Source organism: Butyrivibrio sp. FCS006 (assembly GCF_000424525.1).
Lineage (GTDB): Bacteria > Bacillota > Clostridia > Lachnospirales > Lachnospiraceae > Butyrivibrio.
In genome coordinates this window covers 198,923-215,950 of sequence record NZ_KE384203.1, presented here as the reverse complement: position 1 = coordinate 215,950, position 17,028 = coordinate 198,923, and the positions used below count along the sequence as shown (strand labels likewise).

The window sequence follows — 17,028 nt, the reverse complement described above, 5'->3', positions numbered from 1 at the left end:
CTTAAGGGATTTCTTTGATGATGCGATTCTTGCCGTTGTTTTTGCCGTAATAAAGCATTTGATCAGCAGTGTTTATCACCTGCTCATATTTATGGAGATCATTACCACTTGCAAGACCGATGGTGGCAGTGAAGTTGATGGATTTACCAGCGAAATTAACCTGATGCTCTCTGATACTCTCCAGCATTTTCTCGAGCATTTTTTCTGCTGAGTTCATATCTGTACCGGGCATAAACAGGATAAACTCTTCTCCACCCCATCTGACCGCGATATCATTTTCACCCATGGAGTTCATCAGAATCTCAGAGAGATCTTTTAACACGGCATCGCCGACTTCATGGCCATAGGTATCGTTGATCTTTTTGAAATTATCCAGGTCCACCATGGCGAGTGAAAACTCTTTGGTGGATCTTTTGATGGTTTCTATGGCTGAATAGAAATACCTTCTGTTATAGAGTCCGGTAAGCTGATCATGGTTTATATTGTACTCAAGTATGGCCCTGTTCTGTTCCTGCTCGGTTATATAAAGATAGGAAACATAAACCATGGTGATAACTGTTACCAGCAGGTTGGCGAAGACGATAAAAGGCTTGTGGTATCCTAAATCTATTGCTATATTTTTAATTGGTACATAGTTTGTAATGTCTATGAGATAGATGATGAAAGTACCTATGATGCTCATGACCTGAAGCAAGGTTTTCTTGGCCCTGGTGGTTGATACAAGGTGAAAGATCACCGCCACCATGCCAAGCGGATAGTAGATAAAACCGCAGCTTCCAACGGTGAGAAGCTCGCAGATAACAGAGTATATCATGATCTCTAAAAAGGCTATCATGATATTTCTTTCGTTTCCCGATTTTGCTATTATCAGCAGAATAATATAGAGAGCTGAGCTAAGGACATTGACAATGGCAAGATAAGTGGCACCGTAGTACAGATAGTACATAAAAGCTGTGACGTGTACATACAGACAGGTGGATAAAAATACAGTATTTTTCTTATTTGCCAGAAAGTCAAAGATCTTGCTCATTGGTTATTCTCCTGTGTGAGAAAAACGACGAAAAACAGTGACTTATTATATAATTTTAAGTTCATCAAACCTATAGTTCAATAGATATAAATATTAAAAGATTGTAACGTCAGGAAGTATTTAACTTTGGCAGAAAGAGGATTTTATGAATATCTATGCGGTTGAGAGATACAGGCATCTGAATAGGGGCGTAAGGAAAGGACAGATACTTTTTGTGGGTTCATCTCTCATGGAACACTTTCCTATAAATGAGATTCTGGTAAACAGAGGACTTGACCTGGCAATCTATAACAGAGGCATAAGCGGATACACAATCCCTGAGCTTCTTGAGTCAATGAATGAGCAGATCTTTGATCTGGAGCCTTCGGTTATTTTCATTAATATCGGAACCAATGATATTAGCAGATCCGAGGAGACCAAGGAGGATCTGTACAGGGATTATAAGGAAGTCCTGCGGCAAATAAAAGAAAAGCTTCCTTTGACGAAGGTCTATATGATGGCATATTATCCGGTAAATCCGGCTCTTGCCAAGGAGATACAAGCCTGGCCCGAGGCAGCAGAGGCAGCAAGGCTTCGTAAAGAGCGCCTTCCCGGCGCCAATGATATTGTAAAAAAGCTCGCAGCAGAATTTTGCTATGAGTATATAGATGTAAATGAAGGTCTTTATGATGACGCGGGAGAGCTAAAACGCGAGCTCTCAACAGATGGAATTCACATGTGGCCTGAGGCCTATGAGCTAATTTTTGACAACATGAAGGATTACTTGTCAAAAACAGTTGAAAAATGATTAAGGATAGTTTATACTATCTTAGTTGTTTGAGTTATGTATTTTAGGAGGAATATTTATGATTTCTGCAAGTGATTTCAGAAATGGTGTAACCATCGAGATCGATGGCAACGTATGTCAGATTATTGAATTTCAGCATGTTAAGCCTGGTAAGGGCGCTGCTTTCGTAAGAACCAAGCTCAAGGATATCATCAATGGCGGTGTTAAGGAGACAACCTTCCGTCCTACTGAGAAGTTCCCTGCAGCTCGTATTGATAAGAAGGATATGCAGTATCTCTATCAGGATGGCGACATCTTCAATTTCATGGATTCAGAGACTTATGAGCAGATTGGTCTTACTAAAGATCAGATCGGCGATTCTCTCAAGTTTGTTAAGGAGAACGAGACCTGCAAGGTTATGTCTTACAACGGCAACGTATTCGCAGTTGAGCCACCTATGTTTGTAGAGCTTACAATCACAGAGACAGAGCCCGGATTTAAGGGTGATACAGCTACAGGTGCTACTAAGCCTGCTACTGTTGAGACAGGTGCTAACGTATCAGTTCCTCTTTTCGTTAACGAGGGAGACGTTATCAAGATCGACACAAGAACCGGTGAGTACCTCTCCAGAGTTTGATAATACGTAACCATATCTGATGCAGTAAAGGTCATATTTTAATAGAAACTAATTAAGACAATAGGATTTTCGGCATTAAGCGCCGAGGGACTATTGTCTTTTTCTTTTACAAAAAAATTTGATTTTAAAGGAGATTATTCAGATATGGAAATTAAGGAATTTAGCCGTGTAATGGCAAGAGAAGTAAGCGATAAATTAGGAGAGGGTGTTCAGATTGAGTGCACTGAGGTTTTAAAGAATAATGGAGTTGTGTACCACGCTCTTACCATCAGGAAACAGGACCAGAACGTAGCACCAACAATTTACATCGATCATATGCTTGAGAAGTACAACAGAGGAGCTATGCTCATGTCGCTCGTCGATGACGTGGTGGGCATGTATAAACAGTGTGCACCGGCTACAGATACAAATGTGGACTTTTTTGATGATTTTTCAGTGGTTTCAGAGCGCCTTTTCTTCAAAGCAGTGAATTATAAGAAAAATGAGAAAAAGCTTGAGAATGTGCCTATAAAGAGAGTATTGGACCTGGCACTGGTTCCGCTTGCACTTTTCGAGCATCCAAAACTTGGATCGGGAACAATAATGATTGAGAACTCACATCTTGATATCTGGGAGATAACAGCTGAGGAACTCTGGGAAAATGTGATTGATAATGCTCCGAAATTTCAGAGTGTGAAGATCAAGGGAATCATGGATGTACTTGAGAAAATGACCGGGATGCCTGCTCCGATACCGGGCGGTGGGGATGAACTCTGCGGCATATATGTGATATCAAATAAAGAAGAGTGCCTGGGGGCTGCCACTATCTTTTATCCCGACGTACTTAAAGGCCTTTCTGAGGACTTTGAGAGCGATATTTTTGTTATACCCTCATCAATCCATGAGTGTATTGTGATCCCTGATACGTTCCTCGGACTTGATGTGGAATATCTTAGAAGAATAATTCATGAGGTCAATGTAACTACTGTGGCTGATGAGGAAATCCTGAGCGATAACCTCTACAAATACGACAGGGACAGCGACAGACTCTTTATCGTCAAAGAGGCATGAAAAATGCACCCGACTGGACTCGAACCAGCAACAAAGGCGTCGGAGGCCTACGTTTTATCCATTAGACTACGGGTGCAACATAGATTATGATACCACACAAATGGTGACGCGTCACTAGTGCCAATTGGTGTACCAAGGCCTTCAAACTTGACTTGACCTGGGTTTACCATTAAAATCTTTTTGGTGGTTTGCGCCAAACCAAAATTTCGAGGTTTTATTTTATGAGAAAAAAGAAGAATAGTGTAACAAATTGGAGAAATGAAAAGAAGGATATATTTGCTATCCTTGGTGATAATAAGAAATTCCTGATGCCGGCTATTTTAGTTATTGCAGTGATCATCACAGTAGTGATCGCAGTAAGTGCCAATCACAGAGCGACAGAGATCGCAGCAAACACTGCTGCTGAGGCAGAATCTACTACCTTTGAAGTAACAGAAGCTGCAATGGAAGAGAATGCTCATCCCGAAGTTAATGCCCTGGTTGAGAAATACTATGAGGCTTCCGCTGCAGGAGATGCAGATGCTCTTAAAGAGATATACAAGGGACTTGATGAGACAGAGATCCTAAAGGCTGTTGCTACTTCAGAGTATATTGAGAAAATCGATAACATAACAGTATATACCAAGCCCGGTCCTGTTGAGGGAAGCTATGTTGCTTACGTATACAATGAGGTTAAGCTCTTTGATTATGAGGGCAAGGTACCCGGTCTTGAGACTTTGTACATCTGCACAGATGAGAGCGGAAATCTCTACATCAACGGTGATATTGCCGATGCAGGTGAACTTGATTACATTAAGCAGATAAGTGTACAGGCAGATGTTATCGACCTTAATAACAAGGTTGCTTCAAGCTATAACGAGATGGTCAGCGGCGATGAGGCTCTTGCAGAGCTTCTTACCAAGATGCGTTCAGGAGTTCAGGTTTCCGTAGGAGAAGCTCTTGCTACATCAGAGGCTACAACTCCCGAGGATAATGCTGCAGAGGAAGCTTCGGAAGAAGAGACAGAACCAGGCAAGACAACCATTACCACAAGGATCATCAAGGCTACAGATGTTATCAATATCAGAAGCTCCGATTCAGAGACTGCGGATATTTTGGATAAGACTACACAGGGCCAGGAGTTTAAAGAGCTGGAAGCTCTTGCGAACGGATGGAGTAAGGTTGAGTATAAGGGCAAGGAAGCTTATGTAAAGACTGAGTTCTTCGAGGTTGTTTCTGAGGAGACGACAGTAGTTGATAACGGCGAAGAGAATACAGAAGAGGCTGACAATGCATCAGCTGCAGCTGCTTCTTCAGCATCAACGGATTCATCAGCTGCTGCTTCTTCATCTGCTTCAACGGAGAGTTCAACCAAGGTTTCATCTGCCAAGACAGGTAAGATGACAGTTACGGATTCTGTTAAGTTCCGTAAGGGACAGAGCACTGACAGTGAGGCTATTACAACAATTTATGCCGGTTCCACTGTAAATGTTATTGAGCAATATGCCAGCGGATGGGCTAAAATAGAGTATAATAATAAGACAGGATACGTTAAATCCGAGTTCCTCAAAGACTGATAAATACATATTTCCTTCCAAGGAGGTAACATCTATGTTTGGACGTTTGAAAGTTGCTATCATGGGAACCGGCAAGATTGCCGGAACAATGGCAGAGACATTAAAGGAAACCAAAGGTGTTACGTGTTATGCAGTTGGATCACGAACATTAGAAAATGCCGAGAAATTTGCCAGGGACTATGGCTTTAAAAAGGCCTACGGTTCTTATGCGGAGCTTGTTGCAGATCCAAAAGTCGATCTAATCTATGTTGCAACTCCGCATTCGGAGCATTATGAGAATGTTAAGCTTGCTATTTCCGCAGGCAGAAACGTTATCTGCGAAAAAGCTTTCATGCTCAATGAAAAGCAGGCAAAAAAGATCTTTGAATTTGCTGAGGAGGAAAAGGTTCTTGTCACAGAAGCTATCTGGACAAGATATATGCCCATGAGGACCAAGCTCATGGAGATCCTTGCCAGCAATGTCATCGGTGAGCCCACTATGCTCACAGCTAATCTCAGTTACAATATCGCTTATAAAGAGAGAATCCAGAAGCCTGAGCTCGGTGGGGGAGCTCTTTTGGATCTTGGTGTTTATTGCCTTCATTTTGCATCCATGGTATTCGGAAATGATGTAAAAGACATTGCATCAATATGTACCTTTAACAATCTCGGAATGGATATGCAGGACAGCATCACCCTCAGATATGCTGATGGCAAGATGGCTGTTTTAAATGCCTCAGTTCTTTCAACGGGAGACAGAAACGGTGTCATCTACGGAAGCAAGGGCTTCATCGTAGTTGAGAACATCAACAATCCTGAGGCTATTGCTGTATATGACAACAACTACAACAAGACTGCCTATTACAAGAGACCCAAGCAGAAGACCGGCTATGAGTATGAGATCGAAGCCTGTGTTAAGGCTATCGGAGAAGGATGGCTTGAATGCCCGGATATTCCTCATGCCGAGACTTTGAAGATTCTTAACATGATGGACTTTATCAGGAATAACAATCACATCGTATTCCCGGGTGAAGATGATAATAGTGAAGCTATAGAAACACCCGCAGAGACTACTGATGAATCTGTAGAGGTAATTGAAACTATACCGGAAACAGAGGCTGAGGCTTCTGAAGAAATTTCAGAAGCAGTGGAGCAGGGAGAGTATGAAGAAGAAGTTAATTCTGGGGATGATACTTCTGGCACTGACGTTTAATCAGTTTTCTTTCGTCAGTTTCGCAGATGAAACTGATGATGCTATTTCTGAGATGAGGGAGAGGGAGGCCGAGACACAGGCAGCCATCTCCAATCTTCAGAAGCAGACCAAGGAAACAAAGGAAGCAATCAGTGCCCTTGAAGGTCAAAAAGAGCAAACACAGCAAAGCGTAAGCAATCTGGAAAGCCAGAAGAGCTCTCTTCAGAGCACCATAAATGGCTATTCAAGTAAGCTTGAGACGCTTAACAATGAAATTGACGAGGCTGAGGCAGCAATGGCCGTAGTCTCTTCTGAAATTGTCCGCCTGAATAATGAGCTTGCAGAGGCTCAGAAGCAGGAGGCAGACAGATATGCACTTCTCAAAAAACGTCTGCAGTCTACCTACGAGAGTGGAGGCTCATCAGGACTTATCCGTGTTCTACTTGAATCCGGGTCTATTGGTGAACTTCTGACCAAGTTTGAGTATCTAAATGCAATTGTCAGATATGATCGCACAAAAATAGCTGAATATCAGGGACTTCAGGCTCAGATCGAGGAGCAGAAAAGAGTTGTTGAGGAAAAGGAAGCAGAGCTGGATGCTTATCAGGAACAGCTTGATGAGAAGCACACAGAACTGTCAAACCTCACTGATGAAGTAAAGGGGCAGCTCTCTTCAACCAAGAATTCGCTTTCGAGTGAGAAGAACAAGCTTTCAAGCTATGAAGACCAGCTAAAAGAGCTTGATAAGAAAATGAAAGATCTCGAAGCTCAGACAGCTGCAGCTCAGGCAAAGCTGGCTCAGCAATTGGCAGAGCGCCTTGCTCTTTCAAAGGAAAACCTGGGTGGTTCCTATGATGCCAGTGAACAGGAGCTTATCTGGCTGGCAGCTACCATACAGGCCGAGTCGGATGGCGAATCCTATACAGGTAAACTTGGTGTCGGCTCAGTTATCATGAACAGGGTAAAGAGTTCGGCTTTCCCTAATACAGTCATAGGAGTTATTACACAGCCTATGCAGTTTGCACCCTACAGATCGGGAAAGGTTGAGTTCATCATTGCAAATGGCCCAAATTCCACCTGTATAAGGGCAGCACAGGAAGTTTTGGCCGGTGCCCGTATCGGAGACTACCTTTTCTTTATGACTCAATATTGGGCCGATTATTACAGAATAAAGAACTATACAATGATAGGTCACCATGCCTTCTTTTATCGCTGGGAGACCTACGATCCGCCTGCAGAGGAAACTCCACAGGAAGACCCTGCACCACCTGAGGAAAATCAGGACAATGGCGGCGGTGAAAATACAGAAAATACAGAGAACACAGAAAACCAGGAAGAAAATTCCGAGTCCTCAGAAGGTGGCGGCGATAGCGGCGAGAGCAGTGAAAACAGTGAGGATGGCGGAGAAAACAGTGAAGAAAGTTCCGGAGACGGAGGATAAATTAAGCCCCATTACAGCGTAAAAACTGTAATGGGGTATATTTATAAAAAACTCTTGCGCTTTAAACCACCAAAGTGTATAATTGTATACAATTATTGATGCTAACGAAATATAGGAGGAAGTAAAGCTATGTCATACGTAGATGAAGTCTACAACTACGTTGTAGAGAAAAACCCGGCTCAGCCTGAGTTCCATCAGGCAGTTAAGGAAGTGCTTGAGTCACTTCGTGTTGTTATTGAGGCTAATGAAGAGGAGTATCGTAAGGACGCTCTCCTTGAGAGACTTGTAACTCCTGAGAGACAGATCCTTTTCAGAGTACCATGGGTTGATGACAAGGGACAGGTACAGGTTAACAACGGTTTCCGTATCCAGTTCAATTCAGCAATCGGACCTTACAAGGGAGGACTTCGTTTCCATCCTTCAGTAAACCTTGGTATCATCAAGTTCCTTGGCTTTGAGCAGATTTTCAAGAACTCACTTACAAGCCTTCCAATCGGCGGTGGTAAGGGTGGATCTGACTTCGATCCTAAGGGCAAGTCTGACAGAGAAGTAATGGCATTCTGCCAGAGCTTTATGACAGAGCTTTTCAGACATATCGGTGCTGACACAGACGTACCTGCCGGAGATATCGGTGTAGGCGGACGTGAGATCGGCTTTATGTACGGACAGTACAAGAGAATCAGAGATACATACGAGGGTGTTCTTACAGGTAAGGGACTTACATACGGCGGATCACTTGCTCGTACACAGGCTACAGGATACGGCCTTCTTTACCTTACAGAGGAGCTTCTTAAGTGCAACGGCTCTGACATCAAGGGCAAGACAGTAGTTGTATCAGGTGCTGGTAACGTTGCTATCTACGCTATCGAGAAGGCTCAGCAGCTCGGTGCTAAGGTTGTTACATGTTCAGATTCAACAGGCTGGATCTATGATCCTGAAGGAATCGATGTAGCTCTTCTTAAGGAAGTTAAGGAAGTTAAGAGAGCAAGACTTACAGAGTATGCAGCTGCAAGAAGCTCAGCAGAGTACCACGAGGGCAAGGGTGTTTGGTCAGTTAAGTGTGACGTTGCTCTTCCTTGCGCAACTCAGAACGAGCTCCTTCTTGACGATGCTAAGCAGCTGGTTGCTAACGGCGTTCAGGCTGTATGTGAGGGCGCTAACATGCCTACATCTATCGAGGCTACAGAGTACCTCCAGAGCAACAAGGTTCTCTTTGTTTGTGGTAAGGCTTCAAATGCCGGTGGTGTTGCAACATCAGCTCTTGAGATGAGCCAGAACAGCGAGAGACTTTCATGGACCTTCGAAGAAGTTGATGCTAAGCTTAAGCAGATCATGGTTAACATCTATCACAACATTGATGACGCTGCAAGAAAGTATGGCATGGAAGGCAACTACGTTGCAGGTGCTAACATTGCAGGCTTCCTTAAGGTTGCTGAAGCTATGAAGGCTCAGGGTATTGTTTAATAAATAACCCTCCAATTTGATTTAACCGACAATAATAAATCCTCCGGTAATTGCTTACCGGAGGATTTTTTATTTATTGCTTTATTATTCTTTAGCAGATTCTTTTAATAACTTTTGTATCTCACCTTCTGTATCAAGAGCCATAACCTTGGCTGCAAGATCGTCAGCTTCCTGCTTGGTCCACTTGGAGATGATACATCTCGCTGTAAGAACAAGAACAGGATTTACTGAAAACTCAGTAAGACCAAAGGAGATGAGAAGAGGTATCATAAGCGGATCTGCAGCTGCTTCTCCGCACATTCCAACAGGTATTCCCGCTTCAACACCGCACTCTATTATGTGCTTGATGGAGCGAAGAACCGATGGCTGGAAGGTTGAGTAGAGATATGCAACATCTGCATTTCCTCTGTCAACGCTCATGGTGTACTGGGTCAAGTCATTGGTCCCGATTGAGAAGAAGTCGGATTCTTTTGCAAGAAGATCAGCGATGAGAGAAGCAGAAGCTGTCTCAATCATGCAGCCAATCTCGATATCCTTGTCATAGGCTATACCGTTTGCATCGAAGTCTTTTTTGATCTCGGCAACCATCTCTTTTACTGCACGAATTTCTTCCACGCAGGTTACGAGAGGAACCATGATCTTAACCTTACCGAAAGCGCTGGCTCTCACAATAGCACGAAGCTGGATCATGTAGTTGTCTCTGTTTCCGAGACAGTACCTAACAGCTCTGTATCCGAGGAAAGGATTCTCTTCCTTCTTGATATTGAGGTAAGGAATATCCTTGTCTCCACCAACATCCAGAGTTCTGATTATAACAGGCTTGCCACCAAGAGTCTCAGCTGCCTCTTTATAAGCTGCAAACTGCTCGTCCTCTGTGGGCATCTTGGTGTTGTCCATGAACAGGAACTCTGAACGGAAAAGACCTACACCTTCACCGTCACATTCTACAGCCTTCTTGGCATCTTTTGGAGTTCCGATGTTGCAGAAGAGTTCGAGATTAATTCCATCTGCAGTCACAGTCTCTTTTCCAAGGAAGCCCTTGAGCTCAGCCTGTTTCTTGATGTAATCCTCACGCTTAATGATGTACTGTGAAAGAATGTCTCCCTCGGGATTGATGTAAACATTTCCTTCTGTTCCGTCTACAATAGCAGTGTCCTTGTCTTTTACAAGGGTTGTAATGTCAGGGACGGAGAGTACTGCGGGAATTTCCAGAGCCCTTGCAAGGATAGCGGAGTGGGAGGTCTTGCCTCCAACCTCTGTTATGATACCTGCTACGTTCTCCTTGACTATCTGTGAAGTCATGGAAGGAGTCAGGTCTCTTGCAACCAGGATAGTTCCCGGTGCAACCTTGCTGATATCAATGTCTTCAATCCCAAGAAGGATCTTGAGAAGGCTGACCTTGATATCGCTGATATCTGAAGCTCTCTGACGCATCATGTCATCATCCATTTTGGAGAACATTCCGATGAACATGTCGCAGACAGCTTCTACAGCAGACTCCGCGCACTGACCTGCGGCGATCATCTTACCCATTTCTCCGGACATGGAGGGGTCAGACATCATTACAAGGTGTCCCTCAAGGATCTCAGCCTCTTTGGGACCGATGCGCTTTCTGATATCCTCAGCCATTTCAGCGGTTTCTTTTTTGAACTGCTCAACAGCTTTGTCAAAGCGCGCTTTTTCGCTTTCTGTGTCTTCTACTTTGACAGCATCATACTTGAGCTCGTGCTCAGTAATAACACAGATGCTGCCGATTCCGATTCCGCGGGATGCGGCGATTCCGTTGTACATATCAGTCTCCTAATCCACTCTCAACAAGTTCAATAGCTTTCTTAAGTGCATCCTGTTCGTCAGCGCCGTCGCACTGGATCTCGATCTCAGCGCCGCACTTGATGCAAGCGCTCATAAGCATCATAACGCTCTTTGCATCATAAGCTGTTCCGTTAAAGACAACCTTTACATCACTTGCAAAGGGAGTCATAGCCTGTGAAAAGACACTTGCCGGACGCATGTGCATTCCCTGTTCGTTTGTTACTGTGATTTTCTGTGATACCATAATCTGTTTTTTCCTTTCTGTTAATCAGACAATAATAAAGCTGTTAGTTTATTTTATGCTTCCTGAGCATTCTTTTTAAGAATACCAAGAAGAAGACATCCAACTGCAGATCCTACTAAAAGAGCTACCAGGTACATTGCAACGTTTCCTACTACAGGGAATACGAAGATTCCGCCGTGAGGTGCCATAAGTGTGCACTTGAAGGCCATTGAGAGAGCACCAGCAACTCCTGATCCAACAAGGAGTGAAGGAATTACATGGAGAGGATCAGCTGCTGCGTAAGGGATAGCACCCTCTGTGATGAATGAGAGACCCATGATGAAGTTAACAGGACCGGACTTTCTCTCAGCTGCAGTAAATTTGTTCTTAAAGAAGATGGTTGCAAGAGCGATGGCAATAGGAGGAACCATTCCGCCTACCATGATTGCTGCCATAATCATGTAACCTGTCTCGTTCTGGTTAGCAAGTGAAGCAAGACCGAATGCGTAAGCAGCCTTGTTGAGAGGGCCACCCATGTCTGTTGCCATCATTGCTCCAAGGAGTGCACCAAGGATGATGATTGATCCGTTTGACATTCCTGTAAGAACACCTGAGATCCAAGCGTTAAGTGCACCAACAACAGGATTGATGAGGCACATAACAAGACCGATAAGAAGTGTTCCGATGAGCGGATAGATAAGTACAGGCTTGATTCCCTCAAGAGCAGGAGGAAGAACCTCACATACCTTGCGAAGACCAAGAACAATGTAACCACCTACAAAACCTGCTACAAGAGCACCAAGGAAAGCTGAAGGAACGTCGCCTCCGGGAGAAGCGAATGTAGCACCGGTTGATGCAAGATAACCACCTACGAAACCAACTGCAAGACCTGGACGGTCAGCAATACTCTGTGCAATAAAGCCTGCAAGAATAGGAAGCATGAATCCGAATGCAGCGCCGCCGATTGACTTAAACCATGCAGCTACAGGTGTGTTTGAACCAAAGTTACTTGGATCGATTGAGTAGTCATCCAAAAGGAATGCGATAGCAATAAGGATACCGCCACCGATAACGAATGGAAGCATATGTGATACACCGTTCATAAGGTGTTTGTATGCTTTTCTTCCTGCACTCTCATTTGATGTTGTCTCTGACTTTGTAACTGCGCCTGTGTGATGGTAAACAGCTACGTCACCTGCCTGAGCCTTCTTGATGAGATCTTCAGGACCGTGGATAGCTTCTTTGGTAGAAGCGATGATAACCTTCTTACCATCGAATCTTCCCATTTCGATGTTCTTGTCAGCTGCTACGATAACAGCATCAGCATCAGCGATTTCTGCTGCTGTAAGGACATCCTTTGCTCCGCCTGAACCGTCTTTTTCTACCTTGATGTCAATGCCCATCTCTTTAGCCTTGAGCTCAAGAGCCTCAGCTGCCATGAAGGTGTGAGCGATTCCGGTAGGACATGCTGTAACACCAACGAGCTTTCTAATTGAAGGAGCAGCAGGAGCAGCAGGAGCAGCAGCGGCTGCTTTCTTCTGAGCTTCTTCAGCATCCTTTGCAGCTTCCTTACTATCAATTATAGCAAGGAATTCATCAGCTGTTTTAGCATCGATGAGCTTTTGTGAAAAACGCTGATCCATGAGAAGTGTCATCAGCTTTGAGAGCACTTCAAGGTGTGTGTCTGCTGCTGTATCAGGTGCAGCTATCATGAAGAAGAGCTTACTTGGGTTTCCATCAAGTGACTTGTAATCAATTCCTGCAGGAATTGTCATAGCAGTAACACCTGCTGTTGCTACAGCTGCTGACTTTCCGTGAGGAACTGCGATTCCCATACCAACTGCTGTTGAACCCTTTTCTTCTCTTGCGAGGATTGCTTTCTTAAACTCCTCCGCATCCTTTAAGTTACCAACCTTTGAATGGAGCTCGATGAGCTTGTCGATTGCTGCATTCTGGTCAGCGGCATCTACGCCGAGCGCAATGCCATCCTTTCTTAGTAAATCTGTGATTTTCATAGACCCTCCTTTTGGCTTTTTGCCGTCATAGTATCCCCTTTACAAAATCTTTTCCTCTTTAAAGATTTTTATAAAGCTCGAGAATTGCTTCTCCTGTGGCGAGATCGTCTGAGAAAGCAGTAGCTGATCCTGCTGCAGTACCCATCTTAAGAGCTTCTTCATAACTCTTATTCTTAAAGTATCCTGCGATGAAGCCTGCTACCATTGAATCTCCTGCGCCAACGGAATTTTTAACCTTGCCCTTTGGAACTCCGATGCGGAACTTTTCTCCGGTCTCGGCTATGAGCATTGCTCCGTCGCCTGCCATTGAGATAAGTACGTTCCTTGCACCAAGCTCCTGGAGCTTTTTGGCGTAAAACTCAATCTCGTCATCAGTCTTAAGCACTGTGCCAAACATCTCACCAAGCTCGTGATTATTTGGCTTTATTAAGAATGGATGATATTTAAGGACATTCTTTAAAAGATCCTTTGTCGCATCCACAACGACATCAACTTTTTTATCTGCAACCAGAGCGATGAGCTTTTCATAGACATCGTTTGGAAGAGAATTCGGAATGCTGCCGGCCAGAATGATCATGTCGCCGTCTTTAAGAGCAGCGACCTTGTCAAAGAGCTTTTTCCTAGCATCTTCAGGAATCTTGGGCCCCTGAGCATTTATCTCTGTTTCGGCTTCGCCCTTGATCTTTACATTGATCCTGGAGATTCCTTCATCCAGCTGGATGAAATCTGCGATGATACCTTTTCCGATAACGCTTTCCTCAATAGCCTTACCGGTAAAGCCTGCAGTGAATCCAAGAGCAGTGCTCTCAAGACCGAGGTTTTTAAGAATTGTTGAGACATTAATGCCTTTGCCACCAAAGTAACAGTCTTCGGAATCTGAACGATTGGTCATCCCCGGAAGGAGTTTGTCGCTCATTCTTACGATGTAATCAATGGCAGGATTAAATGTAACCGTATAAATCATTTGTGCCTCCCTTTTTATTCAACTACCTTGATAATGGTCTTACTGTGGTAGTTCTTGCCGACTTCTTTGTCGGTGATAATGCAGCAACTGGAAATGTCTGCAAAAGTAACTGAACTTATCTGTCCAAACTTGCTGTGATCAGCAAGGATGTAGGAGATATAAGCGTGCTTTACCGCTTCCTCTTTTACAAGAGCTTCATCCACGTCCGGGGTGGTGTAGCCTGCATTTATGGAGATTCCGTTGGTTCCCATGAAGGCTTTTGTGAAGTGATACTTCCTGATGCCTTCGATACAGTCTGGGCCGATGATAGCCTCAGTGGCTGCCTTGCATCTTCCGCCGATTATCATGGTGTTCAGGTTCTTCTCAAGGAGCTTTTTGGCATGGACAATACCGTTGGTGATGTATTTTGCCTTGGTGTTGTCTATATACTTGATCATCTCCAGGGTGGTGGTACCTGAGTCAATGTAAACGAAGTCGTCATCATTTATCAGCGAAGCTGCATACTTACTTATGAGGTCTTTCTCCTCGACATTTAATGTGGCCTTGGCTGATACTGTGGGCTCGAGTGTGATTACATCACTTGCTGAAAGAGATGTGGCACCACCGAAGACCTTTAAGATCTTTCGCTCATCGTGAAGGACGGATAAGTCTCTTCTGATGGTGGCTGCCGAAGCATCAAACTCTTCCATGAGCTCGTTTACCGTGACGGCGTTTTTTTCGTTTATATATGAAACAATCAGATCTCTGCGTTCCTGAGTGAGCATATAACCCTCCAAACAAAAGTCAGCTATCTTATAGATTGAGGATAGCACTTTAAAAAATCAAATTCAATCAAAATAAATCACAAATAATCAATGAGCTTTTTATTAAATAATCACAAATTAATATAAAATGATAAAAATCAATCAACAAAAAAGCATCAAATGATCACTCCCGAAAGCACAGTATATTCTAAAAAAAGCATAAAGCTTTTCTTATAACCGTATATCTGCCTTTACAAAAGCTCCCCAAATAAACTAAAATAGAAGAGGATTCTGTACAAAAGACATATTGGAGGTGACTGACTTTGGAAGATTTTATGCTGAACAATGAACAGATTGATATTCTCGGTGAGATTGCAAATATCAGTATGGGTAACTCAGCAACAACCCTTAGTATGATGGTCAATAGAAAGGTAGACATCACTACTCCCAATGTTAAGGTCATTAAGAGGAGCGAAGCTCTCGATGACTATGAAAAGACATGCATTTTTGTTCAGATTCATTATGTAAAGGGACTTCAGGGCAACAATGTGCTTGTCCTTAAGGAGCATGATGTAAAGGTTATGACCGACCTTATGATGGGCGGAGACGGCACAAATACATCAGGTGATATTACAGACCTTCATCTTTCCGCAGCGTCTGAAGCTATGAACCAGATGATGGGAACCTCTGCAACCAGCCTTTCATCTATGCTGGGAGTTGCTACTGATATCAGTACGCCTATTGTTAATCAGATAGATGTAGAGAGTATTAAAGTTTTTGAAAAAATGTTTGATACTACTTACGATAAATTTGTTAAAATAGCATTTAGGATGACCATAGGAAATCTTATCGATTCCATTATGGTCCAGCTTTATCCAGTGGATTTCGCAGTGGATATGTGCAACAAATTTATGAGTAAAGGAAAATAAAGTATCAAATGAATAAGGCAGAAACACTAGAGATCAAGAAACAGTTTACACAGGAGAGATGTACTATCGACCACATTTGCGGATGCTATGTGGACCATGAAAAGAATAAAAAGCTTACCTTCAGGAAGGCCTTTGGCCAGCTGCCTGAGGAGGAGACTTTCAAGTATCTGGATATATTCCAGCACACTCTGACAGGAACCTTTGGCAAAAATCTAATAAGTCTTGAGTTTCCGCTTGACCAGGAGATGCCTGGAGGTACTCAAGACTTTCTTTTGACCTTAAGAAACTCAAAGCTTGAGGATGACGAACTGGTTGATGAGTGCTATGACAAGATCATCGCCAACTATGTCAACGGTGAGAATTACTACATTATCCTCGTTCATGCAGCCTATGATGTTCCGGGTATTACAAGGGACGGCATAGAGATGGAAGATGCCTCGGATAATGTTTATGACTACATCCTTTGCAGTATCTGTCCCGTTAAGCGCTCAAAGGCAGGTCTTGGCTATAACGAATCCGAAAACGTGATAGAGGAAAGATACAGAGACTGGGTCGTTGAAGGTCCGGTGAAAGGATTTCTTTTCCCGGCATTTATAGAGAGAAACACAGATATTCACAATATGCTTTACTTCACCAAAAAGCCTGAGGATCTTCAGCCTGAATTTGTTGAGGCGATGTTTGGCGGAAGAGCTCCGATATCAGCTCCCGAGCAGAAGGATATCTTTGATGCAGTCGTGCAGGAAACCATAGGTGAAGATGCCGACTATGATATAATGAAGAATGTCCATGATAACCTCAATCAGATGATCGAGGATCACGCAGAGGATGCTGAGCCTTTAGAGCTTACCAAAAATGATGTGAAGCAGCTCCTTTCAGACAGTGGTGTATCTCAGGAGCGCTTGGGATATTTTGACGAGAACTATATAAAGTGTGCAGGAGATGAGGATTATCCTCTGCTTGCAAGTAATATAGCTCATACAAAGAAATTCGACATTGAAACCCCCGATGTTGTCATCAAGGTTAAACCCGACAGAACAGACCTTGTTGAGTCAAGAATTGTTGACGGAAGACAGTGTCTTGTTATTGAAGTGGATGATCATATTGAGGTCAATGGTATCAATGTCAGAACATTTATGAACAAGTGATATGATCCATACCCTCTTAAATTTTATTCAAGTTAATAATGCTGAGATTTGCGAGATAAAAGAGTATTTCGATATTTGCAGC

15 protein-coding genes and 1 tRNA gene are annotated in these 17,028 nt (G+C 43.4%); 9 read left to right on the top strand and 7 right to left on the bottom strand.

Annotated features, from left to right (window positions below; all coding sequences use genetic code 11):
- Position 1: 1 nt before the first annotated feature.
- Entirely contained in the window at positions 2 to 1,030 is a 1,029-nt protein-coding gene (locus G633_RS19245) for a GGDEF domain-containing protein (protein ID WP_051200054.1), read from the bottom strand.
- A gap of 145 nt (positions 1,031 to 1,175) precedes the next feature.
- Between G633_RS19245 and G633_RS17815 the strand changes: the two genes are divergently transcribed.
- From G633_RS17815 to G633_RS0108190, 3 genes are all read left to right on the top strand, one after another.
- Positions 1,176 to 1,817 (top strand): GDSL-type esterase/lipase family protein, encoded by a 642-nt coding sequence (locus G633_RS17815; RefSeq protein WP_035770977.1) that lies wholly within the window; start codon positions 1,176 to 1,178, stop codon positions 1,815 to 1,817.
- Positions 1,818 to 1,875: 58 nt separating this feature from the next.
- Complete coding sequence (gene efp / locus G633_RS0108195; protein ID WP_022769501.1) at positions 1,876 to 2,433, top strand: elongation factor P; 558 nt, start codon at positions 1,876 to 1,878, stop codon at positions 2,431 to 2,433.
- Between the two features lie 144 nt (positions 2,434 to 2,577).
- Complete coding sequence (locus tag G633_RS0108190) at positions 2,578 to 3,483, top strand: DUF5688 family protein (protein ID WP_026519628.1); 906 nt, start codon at positions 2,578 to 2,580, stop codon at positions 3,481 to 3,483.
- Positions 3,484 to 3,487: 4 nt separating this feature from the next.
- On the opposite strand, the gene G633_RS0108185 is transcribed toward G633_RS0108190, so the two are convergent.
- Positions 3,488 to 3,559, bottom strand: a tRNA-Arg gene (locus tag G633_RS0108185).
- A gap of 145 nt (positions 3,560 to 3,704) precedes the next feature.
- Between G633_RS0108185 and G633_RS0108180 the strand changes: the two genes are divergently transcribed.
- The 4 genes from G633_RS0108180 (at position 3,705) to gdhA (ending at position 9,115) form a co-directional block, all read left to right on the top strand.
- Positions 3,705 to 5,039: an SH3 domain-containing protein gene (locus tag G633_RS0108180; RefSeq protein ID WP_026519627.1), complete on the top strand. Its 1,335-nt coding sequence runs from the start codon at positions 3,705 to 3,707 to the stop codon at positions 5,037 to 5,039.
- A gap of 46 nt (positions 5,040 to 5,085) precedes the next feature.
- Positions 5,086 to 6,231 (top strand): Gfo/Idh/MocA family protein, encoded by a 1,146-nt coding sequence (locus tag G633_RS17810; protein ID WP_081664759.1) that lies wholly within the window; start codon positions 5,086 to 5,088, stop codon positions 6,229 to 6,231.
- Complete coding sequence (locus G633_RS0108170; protein WP_026519626.1) at positions 6,182 to 7,651, top strand: cell wall hydrolase; 1,470 nt, start codon at positions 6,182 to 6,184, stop codon at positions 7,649 to 7,651. Before G633_RS17810 ends, G633_RS0108170 begins: the two co-directional genes overlap by 50 nt.
- A 129-nt stretch (positions 7,652 to 7,780) precedes the next feature.
- On the top strand, positions 7,781 to 9,115 hold the full coding sequence (gdhA, locus tag G633_RS0108165; RefSeq protein ID WP_022769508.1) for an NADP-specific glutamate dehydrogenase: 1,335 nt from the start codon (positions 7,781 to 7,783) through the stop codon (positions 9,113 to 9,115).
- Between the two features lie 84 nt (positions 9,116 to 9,199).
- Here the strand turns inward: gdhA and ptsP are convergent, their stop codons facing one another.
- Genes ptsP through G633_RS0108140 form a run of 5 tightly spaced genes read right to left on the bottom strand, consistent with a single transcriptional unit; the run spans position 9,200 to position 14,893 of the window.
- Positions 9,200 to 10,906: a phosphoenolpyruvate--protein phosphotransferase gene (ptsP, locus tag G633_RS0108160; protein ID WP_026519625.1), complete on the bottom strand. Its 1,707-nt coding sequence runs from the start codon at positions 10,904 to 10,906 to the stop codon at positions 9,200 to 9,202.
- A gap of 1 nt (position 10,907) precedes the next feature.
- Complete coding sequence (locus tag G633_RS0108155; RefSeq protein ID WP_022769511.1) at positions 10,908 to 11,171, bottom strand: HPr family phosphocarrier protein; 264 nt, start codon at positions 11,169 to 11,171, stop codon at positions 10,908 to 10,910.
- A gap of 53 nt (positions 11,172 to 11,224) precedes the next feature.
- Positions 11,225 to 13,165 carry a PTS fructose transporter subunit IIABC gene (locus G633_RS0108150; protein ID WP_026519624.1) on the bottom strand — a complete coding sequence of 647 codons (1,941 nt, stop codon included), beginning with the start codon at positions 13,163 to 13,165 and terminating at the stop codon, positions 11,225 to 11,227.
- A 58-nt stretch (positions 13,166 to 13,223) separates the two neighbouring features.
- Entirely contained in the window at positions 13,224 to 14,129 is a 906-nt protein-coding gene (gene pfkB, locus G633_RS0108145; RefSeq protein WP_022769513.1) for a 1-phosphofructokinase, read from the bottom strand.
- A 14-nt stretch (positions 14,130 to 14,143) separates the two neighbouring features.
- Entirely contained in the window at positions 14,144 to 14,893 is a 750-nt protein-coding gene (locus G633_RS0108140; RefSeq protein WP_022769515.1) for a DeoR/GlpR family DNA-binding transcription regulator, read from the bottom strand.
- 302 nt (positions 14,894 to 15,195) lie between these two features.
- On the opposite strand from G633_RS0108140, the gene fliY reads away from it, so the two are divergent.
- Both fliY and G633_RS0108130 read left to right on the top strand, forming a co-directional pair.
- Complete coding sequence (fliY, locus tag G633_RS0108135) at positions 15,196 to 15,801, top strand: flagellar motor switch phosphatase FliY (protein ID WP_022769516.1); 606 nt, start codon at positions 15,196 to 15,198, stop codon at positions 15,799 to 15,801.
- Between the two features lie 8 nt (positions 15,802 to 15,809).
- A complete protein-coding gene (locus G633_RS0108130; RefSeq protein WP_022769517.1) occupies positions 15,810 to 16,946 on the top strand; it encodes a DUF4317 domain-containing protein in 1,137 nt (378 codons plus the stop codon).
- The last annotated feature ends 82 nt before the right edge of the window (positions 16,947 to 17,028 follow it).